At 69.3% G+C, this 18,519-nt stretch carries 17 protein-coding genes; 8 read left to right on the top strand and 9 right to left on the bottom strand.

From position 1 onward, the window contains the following. Positions 1 to 71: 71 nt before the first annotated feature. Positions 72 to 533, top strand: a complete 462-nt coding sequence (locus YIM_RS25065) for a MarR family winged helix-turn-helix transcriptional regulator (RefSeq protein ID WP_194239740.1) — start codon at positions 72 to 74, stop codon at positions 531 to 533. A 34-nt stretch (positions 534 to 567) separates the two neighbouring features. Beyond that, the gene (locus YIM_RS25060; RefSeq protein ID WP_370468885.1) at positions 568 to 2,172 is read left to right on the top strand and encodes an MFS transporter; all 1,605 of its coding nucleotides are present in this window, start codon (positions 568 to 570) and stop codon (positions 2,170 to 2,172) included. On the opposite strand, the gene YIM_RS25055 is transcribed toward YIM_RS25060, so the two are convergent. Then, the gene (locus YIM_RS25055) at positions 2,162 to 2,758 is read right to left on the bottom strand and encodes a short chain dehydrogenase (RefSeq protein ID WP_153032663.1); all 597 of its coding nucleotides are present in this window, start codon (positions 2,756 to 2,758) and stop codon (positions 2,162 to 2,164) included. The two genes, YIM_RS25060 and YIM_RS25055, sit on opposite strands and share 11 nt — an antisense overlap. Before the next feature lie 97 nt (positions 2,759 to 2,855). On the opposite strand from YIM_RS25055, the gene YIM_RS25050 reads away from it, so the two are divergent. The 3 genes from YIM_RS25050 (at position 2,856) to YIM_RS25040 (ending at position 6,544) form a co-directional block, all read left to right on the top strand. Then, positions 2,856 to 3,710, top strand: a complete 855-nt coding sequence (locus YIM_RS25050) for a LysR family transcriptional regulator (protein WP_153032662.1) — start codon at positions 2,856 to 2,858, stop codon at positions 3,708 to 3,710. Next, complete coding sequence (locus YIM_RS25045; protein ID WP_153032661.1) at positions 3,707 to 4,198, top strand: nucleoside 2-deoxyribosyltransferase domain-containing protein; 492 nt, start codon at positions 3,707 to 3,709, stop codon at positions 4,196 to 4,198. Before YIM_RS25050 ends, YIM_RS25045 begins: the two co-directional genes overlap by 4 nt. 63 nt (positions 4,199 to 4,261) lie before the next feature. Next, positions 4,262 to 6,544, top strand: a complete 2,283-nt coding sequence (locus tag YIM_RS25040) for an excinuclease ABC subunit UvrA (RefSeq protein WP_153032660.1) — start codon at positions 4,262 to 4,264, stop codon at positions 6,542 to 6,544. Between the two features lie 18 nt (positions 6,545 to 6,562). Here the strand turns inward: YIM_RS25040 and YIM_RS25035 are convergent, their stop codons facing one another. After that, entirely contained in the window at positions 6,563 to 7,024 is a 462-nt protein-coding gene (locus YIM_RS25035) for a MarR family winged helix-turn-helix transcriptional regulator (protein WP_153032659.1), read from the bottom strand. A 95-nt stretch (positions 7,025 to 7,119) separates the two neighbouring features. On the opposite strand from YIM_RS25035, the gene YIM_RS25030 reads away from it, so the two are divergent. Continuing rightward, positions 7,120 to 7,863 carry a VOC family protein gene (locus YIM_RS25030; protein ID WP_153032658.1) on the top strand — a complete coding sequence of 248 codons (744 nt, stop codon included), beginning with the start codon at positions 7,120 to 7,122 and terminating at the stop codon, positions 7,861 to 7,863. A gap of 5 nt (positions 7,864 to 7,868) precedes the next feature. After that, positions 7,869 to 9,017: an MFS transporter gene (locus YIM_RS25025; protein WP_153032657.1), complete on the top strand. Its 1,149-nt coding sequence runs from the start codon at positions 7,869 to 7,871 to the stop codon at positions 9,015 to 9,017. Here the strand turns inward: YIM_RS25025 and YIM_RS25020 are convergent. Further along, positions 9,014 to 10,099, bottom strand: a complete 1,086-nt coding sequence (locus tag YIM_RS25020) for an IS630 family transposase (RefSeq protein ID WP_153032656.1) — start codon at positions 10,097 to 10,099, stop codon at positions 9,014 to 9,016. The genes YIM_RS25025 and YIM_RS25020 overlap by 4 nt on opposite strands. 57 nt (positions 10,100 to 10,156) lie before the next feature. On the opposite strand from YIM_RS25020, the gene YIM_RS25015 reads away from it, so the two are divergent. After that, entirely contained in the window at positions 10,157 to 10,378 is a 222-nt protein-coding gene (locus YIM_RS25015) for a hypothetical protein (RefSeq protein WP_153032655.1), read from the top strand. Here YIM_RS25015 and YIM_RS25010 read toward each other — a convergent pair. The 6 genes from YIM_RS25010 to YIM_RS24985 are packed head-to-tail and all read right to left on the bottom strand — an operon-like array spanning position 10,366 to position 18,454. Next, positions 10,366 to 11,805: an aldehyde dehydrogenase family protein gene (locus YIM_RS25010; protein ID WP_153032654.1), complete on the bottom strand. Its 1,440-nt coding sequence runs from the start codon at positions 11,803 to 11,805 to the stop codon at positions 10,366 to 10,368. The two genes, YIM_RS25015 and YIM_RS25010, sit on opposite strands and share 13 nt — an antisense overlap. A 17-nt stretch (positions 11,806 to 11,822) precedes the next feature. Then, positions 11,823 to 12,878 (bottom strand): zinc-dependent alcohol dehydrogenase family protein, encoded by a 1,056-nt coding sequence (locus YIM_RS25005; protein ID WP_153032653.1) that lies wholly within the window; start codon positions 12,876 to 12,878, stop codon positions 11,823 to 11,825. A 10-nt stretch (positions 12,879 to 12,888) separates the two neighbouring features. After that, on the bottom strand, positions 12,889 to 14,076 hold the full coding sequence (locus tag YIM_RS25000) for a cytochrome P450 (RefSeq protein WP_153032652.1): 1,188 nt from the start codon (positions 14,074 to 14,076) through the stop codon (positions 12,889 to 12,891). Positions 14,077 to 14,090: 14 nt separating this feature from the next. Further along, positions 14,091 to 15,149: a class I SAM-dependent methyltransferase gene (locus tag YIM_RS24995; protein WP_153032651.1), complete on the bottom strand. Its 1,059-nt coding sequence runs from the start codon at positions 15,147 to 15,149 to the stop codon at positions 14,091 to 14,093. Positions 15,150 to 15,178: 29 nt separating this feature from the next. Further along, complete coding sequence (locus YIM_RS24990; protein ID WP_153032650.1) at positions 15,179 to 16,978, bottom strand: gamma-glutamyltransferase family protein; 1,800 nt, start codon at positions 16,976 to 16,978, stop codon at positions 15,179 to 15,181. An 18-nt stretch (positions 16,979 to 16,996) separates the two neighbouring features. After that, a complete protein-coding gene (locus tag YIM_RS24985) occupies positions 16,997 to 18,454 on the bottom strand; it encodes an FAD-binding protein (protein ID WP_153032649.1) in 1,458 nt (485 codons plus the stop codon). Positions 18,455 to 18,519: the final 65 nt, after the last annotated feature.

The raw sequence follows: 18,519 nt of genomic DNA, 5'->3' as shown, positions 1-18,519 counted from the left end.
TCGCGAAGACAGTTGCTTAAGCTAAGCAATTAATATATGGTTGTACCTAGCAAGCAATCAGGAGGATTCCCGTGCTCACCTCGGCGACCGCGGCCGAACTGGTCGACGCCCTGCGCGCGGTCATTCGCTCGGGGCGCGCCGTCCAGCACCACGCCTACCTGCGCGAAGAGTTGCCGCCCGGGGCCATCGCCCTGCTCGCGCTGCTGCGCCGCGAGGGGGAGCAGCGGCTGGGGCGGATCGCCGAACGGCTCGACGTCGACCCGTCGGTGATCAGCAGGCAGGTCACCCCGCTCGAACGCGCCGGATTGGTGCGCCGTCGCCCCGATCCCGGCGACGGGCGTGCCGGGCTGCTCGCCGTCACCGACGACGGCGACCGCTACCTCCGCACCCACCAGAAGCGCTGGGCCGAACTGGTGGCCACCGCGCTCACCGACTGGGCCGAGGACGACGCCGAAGCCCTCATCGCCGGTCTGCGACGGCTCACCCACGACATCCGCACGGTTCGCGAACTGGCCGGCCTGCCGGACTCCTGAGCACCCCGTCACAAGTACCAAGGAGAAACACCCAGTGGCTTCGCCCACGCCTTCCGCCACGCCCGTCTCCGCCGAGGAGAGCGGGCGCATGGCCCACCGCCAGGTACTGGAAGCCCTCGCCGGGCTGCTGCTGGCGATGTTCACCGCGTTCCTGAGTTCCACCATCGTGTCGAACGCGCTGCCCACGATCATCCGCGACCTGCACGGGTCGCAGAGCCAGTACACCTGGATGATCACCGCGACCCTGCTCGCCTCCACCGCGAGCACCCCCATCTGGGGCAAGCTGGCCGACCTGGTCAGCAAGAAACTGCTGGTCCAGCTGGCGATCGTGGTGTTCACCATCGGCTCGATGCTGGCCGGGCTGGCCCAGTCGGCCGAGACGCTGATCGCCTGGCGCGCGCTGCAGGGCCTCGGCCTCGGCGGCCTCCAGTCGCTGGTGGTGATCGCGATCGCGGCGATGATCAGCCCGCGTGAACGCGGCCGCTACACCGGCCCGATCTCGATCGTGATGTCGGTGGCCACGGTGGCCGGCCCGCTGCTCGGCGGGCTGATCGTGGACACCTCGTGGCTGGGCTGGCGCTGGTGCTTCTACGTCTGCGTGCCGCTCGCGGTGATCGCGCTGCTCGTGGTGCAGCGCACGCTGAACCTGCCGGTGGTCAAGCGCCCGATCAAGGTCGACTACCTCGGCGCCGGGCTGATCGCCGGCGGTGTGTCCACCCTGCTGATCTGGATCACCCTGGCGGGCAACAGCTTCGCCTGGGGGTCGAGCACCTCGCTGCTGCTGGTCGCGCTCGGGGTGGTGCTGCTGGCGCTGGCCGTGCTGGTGGAGAGCCGGGCCAAGGAGCCGATCATCCCGCTGCGGCTGTTCCGCGACCGCACCACCACGCTGGCCACGGTGGCCAGCATCGCGGTCGGCACCGCGTTGTTCGGCGGCGCGGTCTTCCTCGGCCAGTACTTCCAGATCGCCCGTGGTTACTCACCGACCGCGGCGGGCCTGCTGACCCTGCCGATGATCATCGGCTCGATGCTGTCCTCGACCGTGTCCGGGCTGCTGATCACCAAGTACGGCCGCTGGAAGGGCTTCCTGGTGGCCGGCGCGATCGCCATGACCGGTGGCTTCGGCCTGCTCGGCACCATCGACCACACCACGAACATGGTGGTGCTCGGGGTGTTCCTGTTCGTGCTGGGCACCGGGATGGGCATGACCATGCAGAACCTGGTGCTGGCGGTGCAGAACACGGTGGCGGCCACCGATCTCGGCGCGGCCAGCTCCACGGTCGCCTTCTTCCGCTCGCTCGGCGGCACGGTCGGCGTGTCGGTGCTCGGCGCGGTACTGGCCACGCAGGTCACCCAGCGGACCACCGACGGACTCGCCGCCGCGGGCGTCACCGTGCCGCCGGGGTCCGGGGAGATCGGCATCGGCAGCCTGAACGAACTGCCCGCCGCGCTCGGTGACATCGTCCGCGGTGCCTACGGGGACGGGACCGCGGTGATCTTCCTGATCGCCGGCGCGCTGTCGCTGATCACCCTTGGCGCGATCCTGGCGATCAGGGAGACCCCGCTGCAGACCACCACCGGGCTCGAACGGGCCGCCGAAGAAGCCGAGGCGGCCCCGGAACCGGTCGCGGTCAGGGGATGAACACCTGACCGGTGAGCCCGCCCTCCACCGAGCGCACGAAGGCCCGCGCCACGTCGGCCAGGTCCACCGGCGGCATGCCGGGGAAGTACGGCCCGTAGGCGGGCACGCTCTCGGTGAACACGGTCGGGCTCACCGCGTTGATCCGCCGCGGCGCGATCTCGATGGCGGCCGAGCGCACGAACGCCTCGACCGCGCCGTTCGCCATCGCCGCGGCGCTGCCCGCCGGGATCGGCTCGCGGGCGAGCACCCCGGAGATCAGGGTGAACGAGCCGCGCTCGGGCAACCGGTCCAGGCCGTGGCGGACCAGGTCGATCTGCGCGGCGACCTTGCCCCGGTAGGCGCTGAGGTAGTCGTCGGTGTCGAGTTCGGCGAACGGCTTGAAGGGCGCGTCACCGGCCGCGCTGACCACGGCGTCGACCGGGCCCGCCTCGTCGTAGACCCGCGCCAGCCCGGTTTTGTCGGTGATGTCCGCGAGAATGTCGCCTGAAGTGCGCCCGACCCGGATGATGCGGTGCCCGCGAGCCGCCAGCGTGGTGCTCACGGCCGTGCCCAGTACGCCGTTCGCGCCGATCAGAAGAATGTCCATGCCGCCGACGCTACGAGCGCGCGCGGGCGGTGTGAAATGCCGATCGTGCACCGGTTATGCGTGAGATGCATGATTTTTTGTGGGTAGGCTGCCGGGCATGGACGTCGAACTGCGGCATCTGCGCGCACTGGCCGCCATCGGCGACCACGGCACGATCACCGGGGCCGCGCTGGCCCTGCGCCTGAGCCAGCCCGCCCTGTCCCGGACGCTGGCGCAGCTGGAACGCCGCGTCGGCGCGGTACTGGTCGAGCGCACCACCCGCAGCCTGGAACTGACCGACGCGGGCCGTCGCCTCTGCGACAAGGCACACGGCATTCTCGCCGCCGTCGACGACGCGCTCGGCGAGGCGGCCGACCGCCCGCGCGAACTCCGGCTCGGCTTCGCCTGGAGTTCGCTGGGCGAGCACACCGTGCCGCTGCTGCGCTCGTGGCGTGAACGGCATCCGGAGATCGGCATCGCCGTGTCACGGCAGGAAGACCCGGTGGCCGCACTGCTGCGGGGCGAGATCGACGTCGCCGTGCTGCGGGAAACCCCGGTCGATGATCCGGCACTGCTCAGCGAGCCGCTGTTCGCCGAACCGCGGCTCGCGGCCGTGGCGGCCACCGACCCGCTCGCCACGCGCGAGCACCTCACCCTGGAAGACCTGGCCACCCGCACGGTGGCGCTGTGCCGCACCGCGGCCACCACCAGCGCGAGCATGTGGCAGGCACCCGGCCCGCGCCTGCTGGACGTGGCCGGCGTCCACGAATGGCTGACCACGATCGCCACCGGCGCCGCCGTCGGCGTGACCGCCGCCGGGACCGCGCACGACCACCCGTTCCCCGGCGTGCGCTACCTGCCCGTGCCCGACGCCGGTGCCCTGCCGGTGTCGCTGGCCTCGCCGGTGCGGATGACCCATCCGGCCACGCGGCTGTTCAGCGAGCACCTGCGTTCCTCGCTGATCGCGGCATGATCGAACTGGTCTACGCCCACGAGCCGGTTCCCTCGGGTGTGCCGTCGGTGATGCTGCTCGGGCCGACACCGCGTTCGGCGGAGGTCGAGTCGTGGCGCCCGGCCGCGGTGGACCTCATTGCCGCCGGGTGGCAGGAGCCGGAACCGCTGGTCGTGCTGAGCCCGGAATCCCGTGGTGGCTGGCGGGCGCGCGAGTACGACGACCAGGTCGCCGCCGAGCTGGAAATGATCGAATCCGCGCGGGCGCTGATGTTCTGGATTCCCCGCGACCTGCGCACCATGCCCGCGTTCACCACGAACGTGGAGTTCGGCCTGATCGCCGGTACGACCCCGGAGCGCGCGGTGCTCGGCTGCCCACCGGAATGTGCCGATCCGGAGCGCAACCGCTACCTGATTTGGCATGCGCGCCGATTGGGTATCCCGGTGTGCGACACGCTGGAGCGCACTGTCGAAACCGCGCTGGAAATTGCCCGGCAGTCGCCCCGCTGATATGGTTTCCAACTGGAAACCAGTTTTGGATGACCGGAGTGGGTGACCGGAGGAGGCTGAGGCATGTCGAGCCGGCGCGCGAACGACAGCATCCTGTTGGAAGGGGTCCGGCAGCACAACCTCAAGAACGTTTCGCTGCGCATTCCCAAGGGGCAGCTGACCGTGTTCACCGGGGTGTCCGGCTCCGGCAAGTCCTCGCTGGTGTTCGGCACCATCGCGGTCGAGTCGCAGCGGCAGCTCAACGAGACCTTTCCCTGGTTCATCCGCAACCGGCTGGCCAAGTACGAGCGCCCGCGTGCCGAGGTGATGACCAACCTGTCCACCGCGATCGTGGTCGACCAGCGGCCGATCGGCGGCAACTCCCGGTCCACCGTCGGCACGATGACCGAGATCAGCCCGATCCTGCGGGTGCTGTTCTCCCGGCACGGCGAACCGAGCGCCGGACCGTCCACTTTGTACTCGTTCAACGATCCGCAGGGCATGTGCGACGAGTGCCAGGGGCTGGGCCGCACCGTGCGGCTCGATCTCGGTCTCCTGCTCGACGAGGACAAATCGCTGAACGAGGGCGCCATCCGCTCGCCGCTGTTCGCCGTCGGCGGTTTCCAGTGGCAGCTCTACGCGCAGTCCGGATTGTTCGATCCGGACAAACCGGTGAGGAAGTTCACCGCGAAGGAAAAGGACCTGCTACTCCACGGTGAGGGGTTCAAGGTCAAACGGCCCGGTCGCGAGCTGACCCATTCCAACGAATACGAGGGCCTCGTGCTCCGGTTCAACCGGCGCTACCTCAAGAACGGCCTCGACGCGCTGAAGGACAAGGAGCGCAAGGCCGTCGAGCAGGTGGTCGAGGCCGGTGTCTGTGCCGTGTGCAAGGGCGGGCGGCTGAACAAGGCCGCGCTCGCGTCCAGGATCAACGGCAAGAACATCGCCGACTTCTCGGCGCTGGAGGTCAGCGAACTGCTCGACGAGCTGGCGCGCATCGACGATCCGGTGGCGAAATCGGTGGTCCAGGCCGCCGTCGCCGCACTGGAGCGGGTGGAAGCGATCGGGCTGGGCTATCTCAGCCTCGACCGGGAGACCTCCACGCTGTCCGGCGGAGAGGGGCAGCGGCTGAAAACGGTGCGGCACCTCGGCAGCAGCCTGAGCGACCTGACCTTCATCTTCGACGAGCCCAGCGTGGCACTGCACCCGCGCGACGTGCACCGGCTCAACGAGCTGCTCAAGGCCTTGCGGGACAAGGGGAACACCGTGCTCGTCGTGGAGCACAACCCGGACGTCATGGCGGCGGCCGACCACCTGGTGGACATGGGCCCAGGCGCCGGAACGCACGGCGGCGAGATCGTGTTCGAGGGGACCTACCGGCAGCTGTGCAAGGCCGACACGCCCACCGGTCGCAGGCTGCGCCACTACACCGGGCTCAAGGAACAGGTGCGCGAACCGGACGGCGCGCTGACCATCAAGCACGCCAAGCTGAACAACCTGCGCGACCTCACGGTGAAGATCCCGACGGGGGTGCTCACCGCGGTGACCGGGGTCGCCGGTTCCGGTAAGAGTTCACTGATCTCCGGCGTCTTCGCCCGGCAGTATCCCGACGCGGTGATGGTGGACCAGTCCAGCATCGGGATCTCCTCGCGGTCCACCCCGGCCACCTACGTGGACATTATGGACACCGTCCGCAAGATGTTCGCCAAGGCCAACGACGCCGATCCCGGGCTGTTCAGCTTCAACTCCACCGGCGGCTGCCCGGCCTGCCAGGGGCGCGGCGTGATCCAGACCGATCTCGCCTACATGGACCCGGTCACGGTGACCTGCGAGGTCTGCGAAGGCCGCCGCTACCGGGACGAAGCGCTCGAGAAAACACTGGGCGGCAAGAACATCGTCGACGTGCTCGGGCTGACCGTCGAGGAGGCCCTGTCCTTCTTCACCGACGACGGTGTGGTCCGGAAACTCGCGATGCTGCGCGAGGTCGGGCTGTCCTACTTGACGCTGGGGCAGCCGCTGTCGACCCTGTCCGGCGGTGAGCGGCAACGGCTCAAGCTCGCCCACCGGCTTCGCGACACCGGCAGCGTGTTCGTGTTCGACGAGCCCACCACGGGCCTGCACATGGCGGACGTGGACACGCTGCTCGCGTTGTTCGACCGCATCGTGGGCGAGGGCAACACCGTCATCGTCGTCGAGCACGACCTGGAGGTGGTCAAGCACGCCGACTGGGTGATCGATCTCGGGCCGGGCGCGGGCCGCCACGGTGGCCAGGTGCTGTTCGAGGGCACGCCGTCGGACCTGACCGCGCATCCCGAATCGATCACCGCCGAATACCTGCGCGCGGACCTGAAACGCGCCGCGCGCTGAGGGGTGGTGACCGCTCAGTCAGGCGGTGGGCGGCCCGGCTTCCTGGAAGGCGGTGGACACCTTGTCGCACAAGGCGGCGAATGCGGCCTGCTCGTCCGGGTCGAGCGCGGCCTCGACGATCTTGGCGTTCTCCCGCCTGCTCCGCGCCGCGCGGTCAAGGAACGCGTGGCCGGCTTCGGTGAGCGAGGTCGTCTGCTCGCGCCGGTCGGTGCCGAGCGCAGCCTGCGCCACCAGGTTCTGGTCCTTGAGCACACGCAGCGCCTTGGAGGTGGTCTGGCGGGACACGCCGAGGGATTCGCCGAGTTCCGACGGCTTCATCGGGCCGCGCAGGCGCAGCAGTTCGAGCACGTCGTACTGCTGCCAGGTCACGCCTTCCGGATTGACCCTGGCGCGCCGCGCGACGAGCACGCAGGTCAGCAGGGCCAGCGCATTGTCCACTGTGTCCAGTGTGTCGTGCGGTGCGTCGTGCTCATCGGGCATTCGCTCACCTTTCCCGCGCCGATTTGATTTCCCGCTGGAAACTAGTTTACCGTTGTGGTGAGTGTTGAAGGTAGTCGGGTGGGAAGGGAGTTCTCATGAACACCCGTTCACGCTCCACCACCGTGGGGTGGTTCGAAATCAGCGCCACCGATCCGGATCGCGGCCGTGAGTTCTACGAAGGGCTGTTCGGCTGGGAGTTCACCGAGTTCGGTGACGGGTACCGCACGATCACCGCGCCCGGAGCGGCGTCGAGCATGGGCGCCCTGCGGCGTGGGGATCGTGACGAGCTGACCATTTTCGCCGTCTGCGACGTGGCCGAGACCGTGCCGCACCTGGAATCGCTGGGAGCCAAGCTCATCGAGCCGCCCTCGCGGACGCCGGCCGGTGACCTCCAGGCGGTGGTCGCCGATGTGCGGTCGAACCGGATCGGCCTGTCGTCGTCCGGCTTCTCGGGGCCGCCGGTGCCGGGTGCGACGGCGTGGTTCGAGATCGGTACCACCGATCCGGCGGCGACGCGGCAGTTTTACCAGGACGCCTTCGGCTGGACGTCCGAAAGGGACGAAGCGGCGGAAGGCGTGGTGTACTACAGCTTCCTGCCGCCGGGGGCCGGACAGCCCATCGGCGGGATCTTCGATCTGACGTCGATGCCGGGTGCTCTCGACTACGCCATTCCGGGGTTGCTCGTCACCGACGTCGAGGACTTGCTCGACCGGTGCGAGCGGGCTGGTGGCGGCCGCGTGATGGGGCCGGTGTCCGACGCGAACGGCCTGGTCATCGGGCAGTTCACCGATCCGTTCGGCAACCGGTGGAGTTCGTTCGCCGTGCCGCCCGGCGGGTGAGCGCGATGCCTTTTGCCGTGTATGTGCTGGGGGTGGGGGTTTTCTGCCTCAACACCACCGAGATCATGGTCGCCGGGCTGATTCCGGGCATTTCCGGTGAGCTGGGTGTGTCCATCGCCGCGGTGGGGTTCCTGGTGTCGGTGTACGCCTTCGGCATGGTGGTCGGTGGGCCGCTGCTGACCGTCGGGCTGATGCGCGTGCCGCCGAAGCGGGCGCTGGTCTGGCTGCTGCTGGTGTTCGTCGCCGGGCAGACGCTGGGGGCGCTGGCCTACCAGTACTGGCTGCTGGTGGTGGCGCGGGTGCTGACCGCGCTGGCGGCGTCGGCGTTCTTCGGCGTGAGCGCGGCGGTCTGCGCGCGGCTGGTCGGGCCCGAGCGGCGGGGCCGCGCGATGGCCGTGGTGCTCGGCGGGATCACCGTGGCGCAGGTCGTCGGCCTGCCCGCGGCGACGTTCATCGAGCAGCACTTCGGCTGGCGGGCCAGCTTCTGGGTGGTCGACGTGCTGGCGGTGGTGTGCATCGCCGCGGTGGTGCTGAAGGTGCCCGCGTTCGCCGGTTCGCGGGATCTGGACCTGCGGGCGGAGATCCGGGCCTTCCGGAACCTGCGGCTGTGGGGCGCCTACACGACAAACGCGCTGGTCATCGGTGCGGTGGTGGCCGGTTTCAGCTACCTGTCACCGATCTACACGGACGCGACGGGCTTCAATCCGGGTACGGTGCCGGTGCTGTTCGCGGTTTACGGCGTTGCGACCGTGGTCGGCAATGTCGTGGTCGGCCGATTCGCGGATGATTATCTGCGGCCTTTGCTGCTGGGCGGGCTCGTGGCGCTGACGGTGGTTCTGGCCGGTTTCGCTTTGGTCGTTTCGTATCAACTGCCGACGATCGTGGCGACTGTGCTGCTGGGGCTGATCGGCCTGCCGCTGAACCCGGCGATGGCGGCTCGGGTGATGTCGGTGTCGAACGAAGGCCCCTTGGTCAACACGGTGAATGGGTCGGCGATCAACGTGGGTGTGGTGATCGGGCCCTGGCTGGGCGGGCTCGGGATCAGCGCGGGAGTGGGGTTGTCGGCACCGTTGTGGATTGGGGCCGGAATGGCGTTCCTGGGAATTCTCTCGTTGATTCCGGACTTCGCCCGGTCACCGGCCGAGGTGCGCTAGTGTCCTGAGTCGTTAATTCGTTGGCAGTAGGCGGCGAGGGATTCGAGGATCTGGTCTGCGGTGCGGGTCCAGACGTAGGGCTTGGGGTTGGTGTTCCACTGTTTGATCCAGGTGCGGATGTCTTTTTCCAGCGCGGTGACCGAGCGGTGGACGCCCCGCCGCAGCAGTTTGACGGTGATCTCGGCGAAGAAGCGTTCGACCAGGTTGAGCCAGGACGAGCCGGTCGGGGTGAAGTGCAGGTGGAAGCGCGGATGCTTGAGCAGCCACGTTTTCACCGCCGGGGTTTTGTGCGTGGACAGGTTGTCCAGGATGACGTGCACGTCCAGTTCGGTGGGCACGGTCTTGTCGATGGTGCGCAGGAACGCGAGAAATTCCTGGTGCCGGTGGCGGCGTTTGACCGCGCTGATCACCTGACCGGTGGCGATTTCGAGGGCGGCGAACAGACTGGTGGTGCCGTGCCGGACGTAATCGAAACTCTGCCGTTCGGGCACGCCAGGCAGCATCGGCAATACCGGCGCGGACCGGTCCAGTGCCTGGATCTGGGACTTCTCGTCCACGCACAGCACCACTGCCTTGCCCGGCGGATCCAGATACAGCCCGACCACATCGCGGACCTTGTCCACGAACAGCGGGTCCTTGCTGATCTTGAAGGTGTCGACTTTGTGCGGCTTGAGACCGAACGCCCGCCAGATCCGCGACACCGCCGACTGCGTCATCCCGGTCTGCGCCGCCAATGACCGGGTCGACCAGTGCGTCGCGTTCACCGGCTTGGTCTCCAGTGTGGTCACGACCACGTGCTCGACCTGGTCGTCGGTGATCGTGCGAGGCCGGCCAGGGCGCGGTTCATCGGACAGACCGTCGAGTCTGTCGCGGACGAACCGCGCCCGCCACGTCGCCACCGTGCTCCGGTTGAGCCGTAGCCGCCCGGCCACGTCGGTGTTGGAACCACCTTCAGCACACGCGAGCACGATCCTGGCCCGCATAGCCAAACCCTGCGCCGTGGTACGACGCCGGGTCCAGCCAACCAGGACCCGGCGTTCCTCCTCGGACAGCACCAACGGCACCAGCTTCGAACTCGGCATCACCCAAGCCTACGGTGACCAAGCATTAACGACTCAGGACACTAGTGCCCTGTGCGGATGTCGTTCAAGAGACCCAGCGCATGGGTGAGCAACGCCAGCGCTATCCAGATGCCTGACGAACTCACGGACCGCGTGGTCGTACCTGCCGGTGTGATCGTGATCGCGCCGCGCTCGATGTCGCTGAGCGGGAAGAAGCGAGTCCCTGCCGGGAACTGTGCCAGGCCGAACAAGCGTACGCCGCCCCCGGTGCCGGCGCAGCATGTCACCTACGACGTGTGAAGGCACTGGGACGCGAGCGAGGTCCACACGGTTTTCGACTCCAGGTAGGACTCGACGCCCTCTTGGCCCATTTCGCGGCCGACGCCGGAAGACTTGATGCCGCCGAAGGGGGCGGCTGGGTCGCCCGAGGCCCAGGAGTTCAGGTAGACGACGCCCGCCTGAAGTCGCGAGGCCAGGGTGTGGGCGTGCCCGACGTCTCGCGTCCAGACGCCCGCTGCCAAGCCGTATTCGGTGTCGTTGGCGTGGGAAACCGCCTCCGACAGGTCGTCGAAGGGGGTGGCGACCAGAACCGGGCCGAAGATCTCCTCGCGCGCGATGCGCATGTCCGGCTTGACGTCGGTGAACAGGGTGGGGCGGACAAAAAAACCGGAAGGATCAGCGGGCGGGACATCACCGTGCAGGGTGGCGCCCGAGGCGACACCGTCGACGATGTACGACCGCACCCGCTCGTACTGCTGGGCCGAGATCAGCGGACCGTGCTCCGTCGCCGGGTCCAGTGCCGGGCCGACGACGGCATTCGACGCCCGTTCGACCAGGCCCGAAACAACCTCGTCGAAACGGCTCCGGTGCACGAACAGCCGCGACGCCGCGTAGCAAGCCTGGCCTGTGTTTCCATAGATCCCTTGGTACGAACCGGCGATCGCCGCGTCCAGGTCGGCGTCGGCGAGAATGATGTTCGGGCTCTTCCCGCCGAGTTCCAGTGTCACGCGCTTGAGTTGCGCGCCCGCCTTCGCACCGATCTCGCGACCCACCGCGGTCGATCCGGTGAACGCGATCTTGTCCACGCCCGGGTGGTCGACCAGCAGCGCCCCGGTCTCCCCGGCACCGGTGAGCACGTTGACCGCACCGGGCGGGAAACCGGCGTCCACCACCAGTTCAGCCAGTCGCAGCGCCGTCAGCGGCGTCTGCTCCGCCGGTTTGAGCACCACCGCGCACCCGGCAGCCAGCGCCGCGCCGAGCTTCCACGACGTCATCAGCAGCGGGAAGTTCCACGGCAGGATCTGCGCCACCACACCGACCGGCTCCGGCCGCGTGTAACAGAGCGTGTCCGGCATGGCGACCGGGATCGTCCGACCCTCCAGCTTCGTCGGCCAGCCGCTGAAGTAGCGGAACTGGGCCACCGCCCCCGGAACGTCCATCGAGGTGGTGGCGCTGATCGGCTTGCCGCCGTCGCGGGACTCCAGTTCGGCCAGTTCCGCGGCGTTGGCCTCGACGAGATCGGCGAGCCTGCCCAGCAGCCGCCCGCGTTCGACGGCGGGCAGGGCGCCCCACGGCCCGTCGAGCGCCAGCCGGGCCGCACGCACGGCCGACTCCACGTCCTCGGCGCCCGCGTGGGCCACCTCGGTGATGCGCTCGCCGGTCGACGGATCGAAGGTCTCGAAGGTCCGGCCGTCGGCGGCGCGCACAAAATCGCCGTTGATGTGCATGGGGCTCCTCCCGGAGATCAGAACCGGTCGATCACGGTGATGCCGCTCGTGCCGAAGTCGCTCATCTCGGCGAGCACCTGTCCGGCCCGCGCCAGCGGGACCGTGTGCCGCACGATGTCCTGCGGCGCCAGCCTGCCGGAGCCGACCAGCGACAGCAGCCGCGGGCAACTGCTGTGCGGATTGCCGTGCGAGCCGATCACGGACAGCTCGCGGGTGGTGAGGACGTCGATCGGCAGCGCGATCTGCCCGGCATCGTCGGAACTGGTGAGTCCGATTTGGACATGACGGCCACCCTTGCGCAGGGACAGCACCGAGTTCACCACGGTGGCGCGGGCGCCGACGGCGTCGATGGACACGTGCGCCCCGCCGCCGGTGAGATCACGGACCGCGCCCGGCACATCCGCCGAGGTGCTCGCGTCCACTGTGTACGAAGCGCCCTGCTTCTCGGCCAGCGCGAGCTTCGCCGGGTCGAGGTCGACCACGACCACCGAAGCCCCGGCCGCCGCGGCGATCTGGACCGCCGACAGGCCCACCCCGCCGGCCCCGTGGACGGCGACCCACTCCCCGGGACGCACCTGGCCCTGCCCGCTGACGGCGTGGAACGCGGTCATGAAGCGGCAGCCGATCGCGCTGGCGGCCACCGAGCTGACCGATTCGGGCACCGGCACGCAGTTGAAGTCCGCGTTCGGGATCCCCACGAATTCGGCGTACCCGCCATCACGCGACATCCCGAGCGCCTGCATGTTGTCGCAGACGTTGGCGTGCCCCGAACGGCAGTACGCGCAGGTGCCGCAGGCCAGGTGGAACGGCACGGTGACCCGGGTGCCGACCGCCACCGAGCGCACCTCGGGCCCGGCGGCGACCACTTCACCGACGATCTCGTGCCCCAGCGTCCTCGGCAGCGGGATCTGCCCGGCCAGCCAGCCCCAGTCACCGTGCCACGCGTGCCAGTCGCTGCGGCAGATGCCCGAAGCGCGCACGGCGAGCACCACGCCGTCGGGTTCCGGTGCCGGGTCGGGGATCTCGCGCAGTTCGAGCGGTTCGCCGTACTCGACGAGTTGAGCCACTTTCATCTCGACCACCTCAGTGGATGCGGACGGGAAGGCTGTCCAGCCCCCTGGTGATGTTGTTCGGCGTGCGAGCGGGTTCCCCGGTCAGCTCGATCGCGCTCGCCCGCTTCACCAGCGCGCCGAACAGGGCGTGTGCCTCGATCGAGGCCAGCGAGCGCCCGGGGCAGTTGTGCACGCCGAAGCCGAACCCCATGCTGTCGGCCGGATTGCGGCGCACCTGGTAGCTGTCGGGATCGGGGAAGTGGCGCTCGTCCCGGTTGGCCGAACCGTAGGAGTGCACGATCCGGGCGCCTTCGGGAATCCGCACACCATCGATCTCGACGTCACGGGTGGTCACGCGGGAGAAGAACTGCAGCGGCGACTCCATCCGCACGCCTTCGAGAAAGGCACTGGGCACCAGTTTCGGGTCCTCGCGCAGGATCGCCCACTGATCGGGATTCCGGGCCAGGAGCCACAACGTGCTCGACACGCCGGCGATGGTGGTGTCCAGCCCGGCGCAGGCGTAGGCGCTCATCGTCAGCAGCGCCTCGTCCTCGGTGATCTCACCGCGTCCGGCCGCGGCCCACACGATCTGCCCGAAGCTGTCGGGCAGCAGCTTGTCGGCGGTGGCGTCGGTGGCGAGGTACCGCATCAGGCTCTGGATCGCGGGGAACGCCGAGGCCTGCCGCTCACCGGACGGGCCCATGAAGTCGAACCCGCCGAGCGCCCAGTCCAGGATCTTCTCCCGGTTCTCGTTGCGCGGGAAGCCGATCAGGTCCATCACCACGTCGACCGGCAGCTTGCGGGCGAAGTCGGTGACGCCGTCGAACTCACCGCGCCGCATCAGGTCGTCGACCAGTTCGTCGGCGAGGCGCTCGATGTCGTCGGCCACCCTGCGCACGTACTTCGGGCGCAGCGCGTCGTCGAGGACCTTCCGGAGCTTGCGGTGCCGCGGCGGGTCCATCGCCAGCACCGAGTCCACCGACATCTCGTTGGCGGTCGGGTTCATCGCGATGCCCTGCGCGGAGCTGAACGTCTCCCAGTCGGTGAGTTCCGCGCGCACCTGGTCGTACCGGAACAGGCCGTACAGGTCGTACCCGGTCAGGTAGACCACGGGCCCGAGGTCGCGCAGCTCGCGGTAGTGCGGGAACGGGTCGTGGAGCACTTCGGTGGAGAACAGGTCCACGTCGGTTTCGACGGCCGATGTCTCTGTAGTGGTCACGATCGGTCCTCCGGCTAGCTGGTCGGTGCCGCCAGGTCGTAGAAGCAGATGCGGGGGCCCGCGCCGGGCCGCGAGTACACGCGGCGGCACCGCAGGGTGGACCGGTCGAACACGTCGAGCCAGGCCGACCGGTCGCGGGGGAGACCCTGCCCGGTGAGCACGTGGATCAGGAAGAAGTCGTCGTCGTTCTCACGGCCGTCGTAACGCAGTTCCGGCTCGCCGACCAGGAGGATCTTCTGCCGCGGGAACAGCTCCGCGATCTCGTCGAGCAGGTCGACCACGGCCTGCTCGCCGTTGCGGAAGTGCTCGTGCAGTGTGCTCATCATGCACAGCCCGTCGGCCTCGGCGCAGATCTCCGGCCAGGTGCGGGGCGCGAACGCGTCACCGACGACGAACTCCACGCGGTCGGCGACGCCGGCGCGGCGGGCCAGGTCGTTGGCCACCTCGATGGCGCCGGGGTCGATGTCCAGGCCGATGCCGGTGAGTTCGGGGTCGCGCACGCAGGCATCCACAATGGACTGACCACCACCGCAGCCGATGTCCAGCATGCGCCGCACGCCGCGCTCGCGCATGGCGCCCAGCACGACCGGGGTGTGGAAGACGGAGAACAGCGTGGCGCAGTGCGCGCCGAGTTCGGCGCCGTCGCGGACCACGTCCACGCCGTAGGTGGCCTTGCCGGTGAGCAGGTCGCCGATCCGGTTGGTCACGCCGCCGTACGCGCCGACGTAGACGCCGAGGCGGGCCAGTGACACGTCCGTGGTGAGGAATTCGCCGAGTCGGGTCAGGAAGAACTCGTCGCCCCTGGTCTCCAGCACGCCGCGCTGGACCAGGTACTGCAGGAAGCCCGCGCCGAGGTCCGGGTCGAGACCGGTCAGCAGGTCGTCGGCGGTCCGCCGCGGCCCTTCGCGCAGCCGGTCCCGCAGCGGGGTCTCGGCCAGCGCCCGCACCGCGTGGCAGACGTGCATCGCGCTGATCATCTCGGGCAGGTCGGACAGGGTGAACGCCTGCCACTCCCGGCGCTGCTCCTCGTCCTGCAGCTCGACGAACTCCGGGCGGTTGCCGATGAGCACCATCACTTCATCCCTTCAGGGGGTCGTCTCTCCTACTCGCACACCGCGTAGGCGTGCCTGCCGCGAGGGCTCGCCGCGGCGCGCACGAAGCCCTCGCCGGGGGTGATCCCGGTGGCGCAGACCCGGCCCAGCGAGTACTCCGGCACCAGTTCCACCTCGTGGCCGCGGCTTTCGAGGTCCCGCACCACGCCGGGGTCGCAGGTCTCCTCGGCCACCAGCACACCGGGACGGCACGCGTGCGGGGTGAACGACGCGGGCACACCGTCGGTGTGGAAGGTCGTGGTCTCGGTCGCGCTCTGCAGGTCGAACCCGAAGTCGGCGACGTTGAGGAAGAACTGCAGCGTCCACTGGTCCTGCCGGTCGCCGCCCGGGGTGCCGAAGGCGACGAACGGTTCGCCGTCCTGGAGCACCACGGTCGGGCTGAGCGTGGTGCGCGGCCGCTTCCCGCCCGCCAGCGAGTTCGGGTGCCCGTCCACCAGGTGCATGGACTGCCCGCGGGTGCCCAGCGGGAAACCGAGCGCGCCGATCGCGGGTGAGCTCTTCAGCCAGCCGCCGCTGGGCGTCGCGGCCACCAGGTTGCCGTGCCGGTCGACCGCGGTGACCGTGCAGGTGTCGGCCTTGGCCGTGGTGGCCTGCAGAATCGTCGGCAGGCCGCTCTGCAGCTGGAACTGCCACTCCTGGTCCGCGGTCACCGTGTCCGATGTGGACGGTGGCGGCAGGAACGAGCGGCGGCCGCCGGGCTCACCGGGCACCAGTTCCGGCGCTGCCTTCTCCTCGACCAGTGCGCGGCGCTGCCGGGTGTACTCCGGGTCGAGCAGTCCGGCCAGCGGGACGTCGCTGAAGGCCGGGTCGCCGTACCAGGCCTCACGGTCGGCCATCGCGAGCTTGGTGCACTCCACCACCGTGTGCAGGTAGTCCGCGCTGCCCGGTCCCATCCGGGCCACGTCGAAGCCGTCGAGCAGCGCGAGCTGCTGGAGGAACACCGGGCCCTGCGACCACGGGCCGGGCTTGAACGCCTGGTACGGGCCGTAGTGGTGGCTCGGGGCGTTCTCCACGGTCGGCTGCCAGCCCGCCAGGTCGTCGGCGGTGAGCAGGCCGCGGTGCCGCCTGCCGGTGGCGTCCAGCATCGGGCCGGACTCGAGGAACTCGACGATCTCCTCGGCGACGAATCCCCGGTAGAAGGCGTCGTGCGCGGCCTGGATCTGCGCGTCGCGATCGGTGGACGCGGACTCGGCCGCCTTGATCAGCTGCCGGTAGGTGTGCGCGAGCGCCGGGTTGCGGAACCGGCTGCCCGCCGCGGGCGCGGGCCCGCCGGTCAGGTAGGTCCTGGCGGAACCGTGCCATTCCTGCTGGAACAGCGGGGCGAGCACGGTGATGGCGCGTGCGGTCTCCGGCAGCAGCGGGAAACCGTGCTCGGCGTACCCGATGGCCGGTTCGAGCACGTCGGCCACGCGCATCGTGCCGAACTCGGCGAGCAGCCGCATCCAGCCGCCGAACGCGCCGGGCACGCAGGCGGGCAGCAGACCGGACCCGGGGATCGAGTTCAGCCCGAGCTCGGAGAAGGCGTCGATGCCGGCGGCCTCGGGCATCGGGCCCTGACCGCAGATGGCCTGGACGTCGTCGCGCCCGGCCCGGTGCGCCACGATCGAGACGTCACCGCCGGGGCCGTTGAAGTGCGGTTCCACCACCTGGAGCACAAAACCGGCGGCGATGGCGGCGTCGAAGGCGTTGCCGCCCTTGGCCAGGATCCGCATCCCGGTGGCCGAAGCCAGCCAGTGCGTGCTGGCCACGGCGCCGGAGGTGCCCTGGAGTTCGGGTTTGGACGGAAGCATGCGGCTACCCCCTGCGGGTCAGTTGTTCGGGAAGATGCCGGGACCGGGGCAGAGCACGCCGCCGGGGTCGAACTTGGTCTTCGCGGCACAGAACGCGGGCCATCGTTCGCCGTAGTGGGTGCGCCAGTCTTCGGCGGTGAACCGCACCGAGCCGATCGGGTAGAGCACCGCGCCGAATTCGTCGCGGGCGCGGGAGAACATCCGCGCGTTGCGGTCGAGCATCTCTTCGACGAACACCGGATCGGGGCCCGGCTCGGCGGAGGTGGTGTTGAGGTCGAGCACAAAAACCCATGAGGAGCCGTCGGGCTCGGGGACCCGCGGATACGGCCGGGTCAGGTGCTTGCGCCGCTGCGGGTAGATCAGGCTGATCCCGTACGGCCCGATGTCGCGCGGGGTGAGCGCCGGATGGACCTCGGCCACGTAGTTCTCGATGGCCGAACCCGGCAGCCACACGTCGTACCACGGTTTGAGCAGCCGGTCCCAGCTCACGTTCTCCCGCATGTCGTCGACGAACGTGTCGATGGAGAAGACGTAGTCGAGATAGCCGGTGTCGTCGACGACCGGTTCGACGCTGAGTCCGCCGGTGGCGGCCTCGTCGTTCGGTGGCGTGCCCTCGTTGTAGAACACCGTCGCGTAGAGCTTGTGCGTGGGATCGGCGCCCGGCGGGTACAACTCGGCGTAGACGTGGTCGATGCCGGGACGGTCGATCACCTCGTGCAGGTCGCGGAAGAACGCCGCGTTGTCGGTGTAGCCCAGCACGTAGGTGCGGGCGCGTTCCCTGGCGGGTACCAGTTCCACGACCGCCTTGGTGATCACGCCGCACTGGCCGAGCCCGCCCAGCACCGCTTCGAACAGTTCGGGATTCCGCCCGGGGGAGCAGCGTTCGATCTCGCCCGCCCCGGTGACCACCTCGAGTTCGCGCACGTGGTCGACCTGGAGCCCGGAGCGCAGCCCGCCGACGAGTCCGCCGAGTCCGCCCATCGAGAGCGTGCCGCCCACGGTCAGCGCGGTGTACCCGGTGACCGCCGGTGGCGTGCGCGAGTGCTCGAAGGCGGCGGTGACCAGGTCCTTCCAGAGGATTCCCGCGTCCACCTCGGCCAGTTCCGGCCCGAGCGAGTGGATGCGGTCCAGGTACCGGGTTTCGATCACCAGCCCGGCCGAGAGCGCCTGACCGTAGGTGGTGTGCGCCTGCCCCCTGGTCGACACCGTGATGGCGTAGGCACGGCAGAAGCGGATCATCGCGGCGACGTCGTCCGCCGAACCCGGTCGCAGCACCGCGCACGGCCGCCGGTCGGCGATGTTGCCGAGATCGGTGGCGGCCGCGTCACGGGCGGCCGGGTCGACCAGCAGCTCACCGTCGAGTTCGGGCGCGGTGGCGAAGGACAGGCTGGTCGCCTCGGGTTCCGGCAGCCACCGGCGGTCGACCGGATCGAACCCCACCACCGCGGTGCCCGCGGAATCCGGGCGGATCGTCATCACGTCTCCCGTTCGAATCGGTTGTTTTTGTCCTTTCCTGCTGACCCGACGGTAATGCGGGCCAC

This window comes from Amycolatopsis sp. YIM 10 (genome assembly GCF_009429145.1).
GTDB lineage: Bacteria > Actinomycetota > Actinomycetes > Mycobacteriales > Pseudonocardiaceae > Amycolatopsis.
This window is presented reverse-complemented; position numbering and strand designations above follow the sequence as displayed.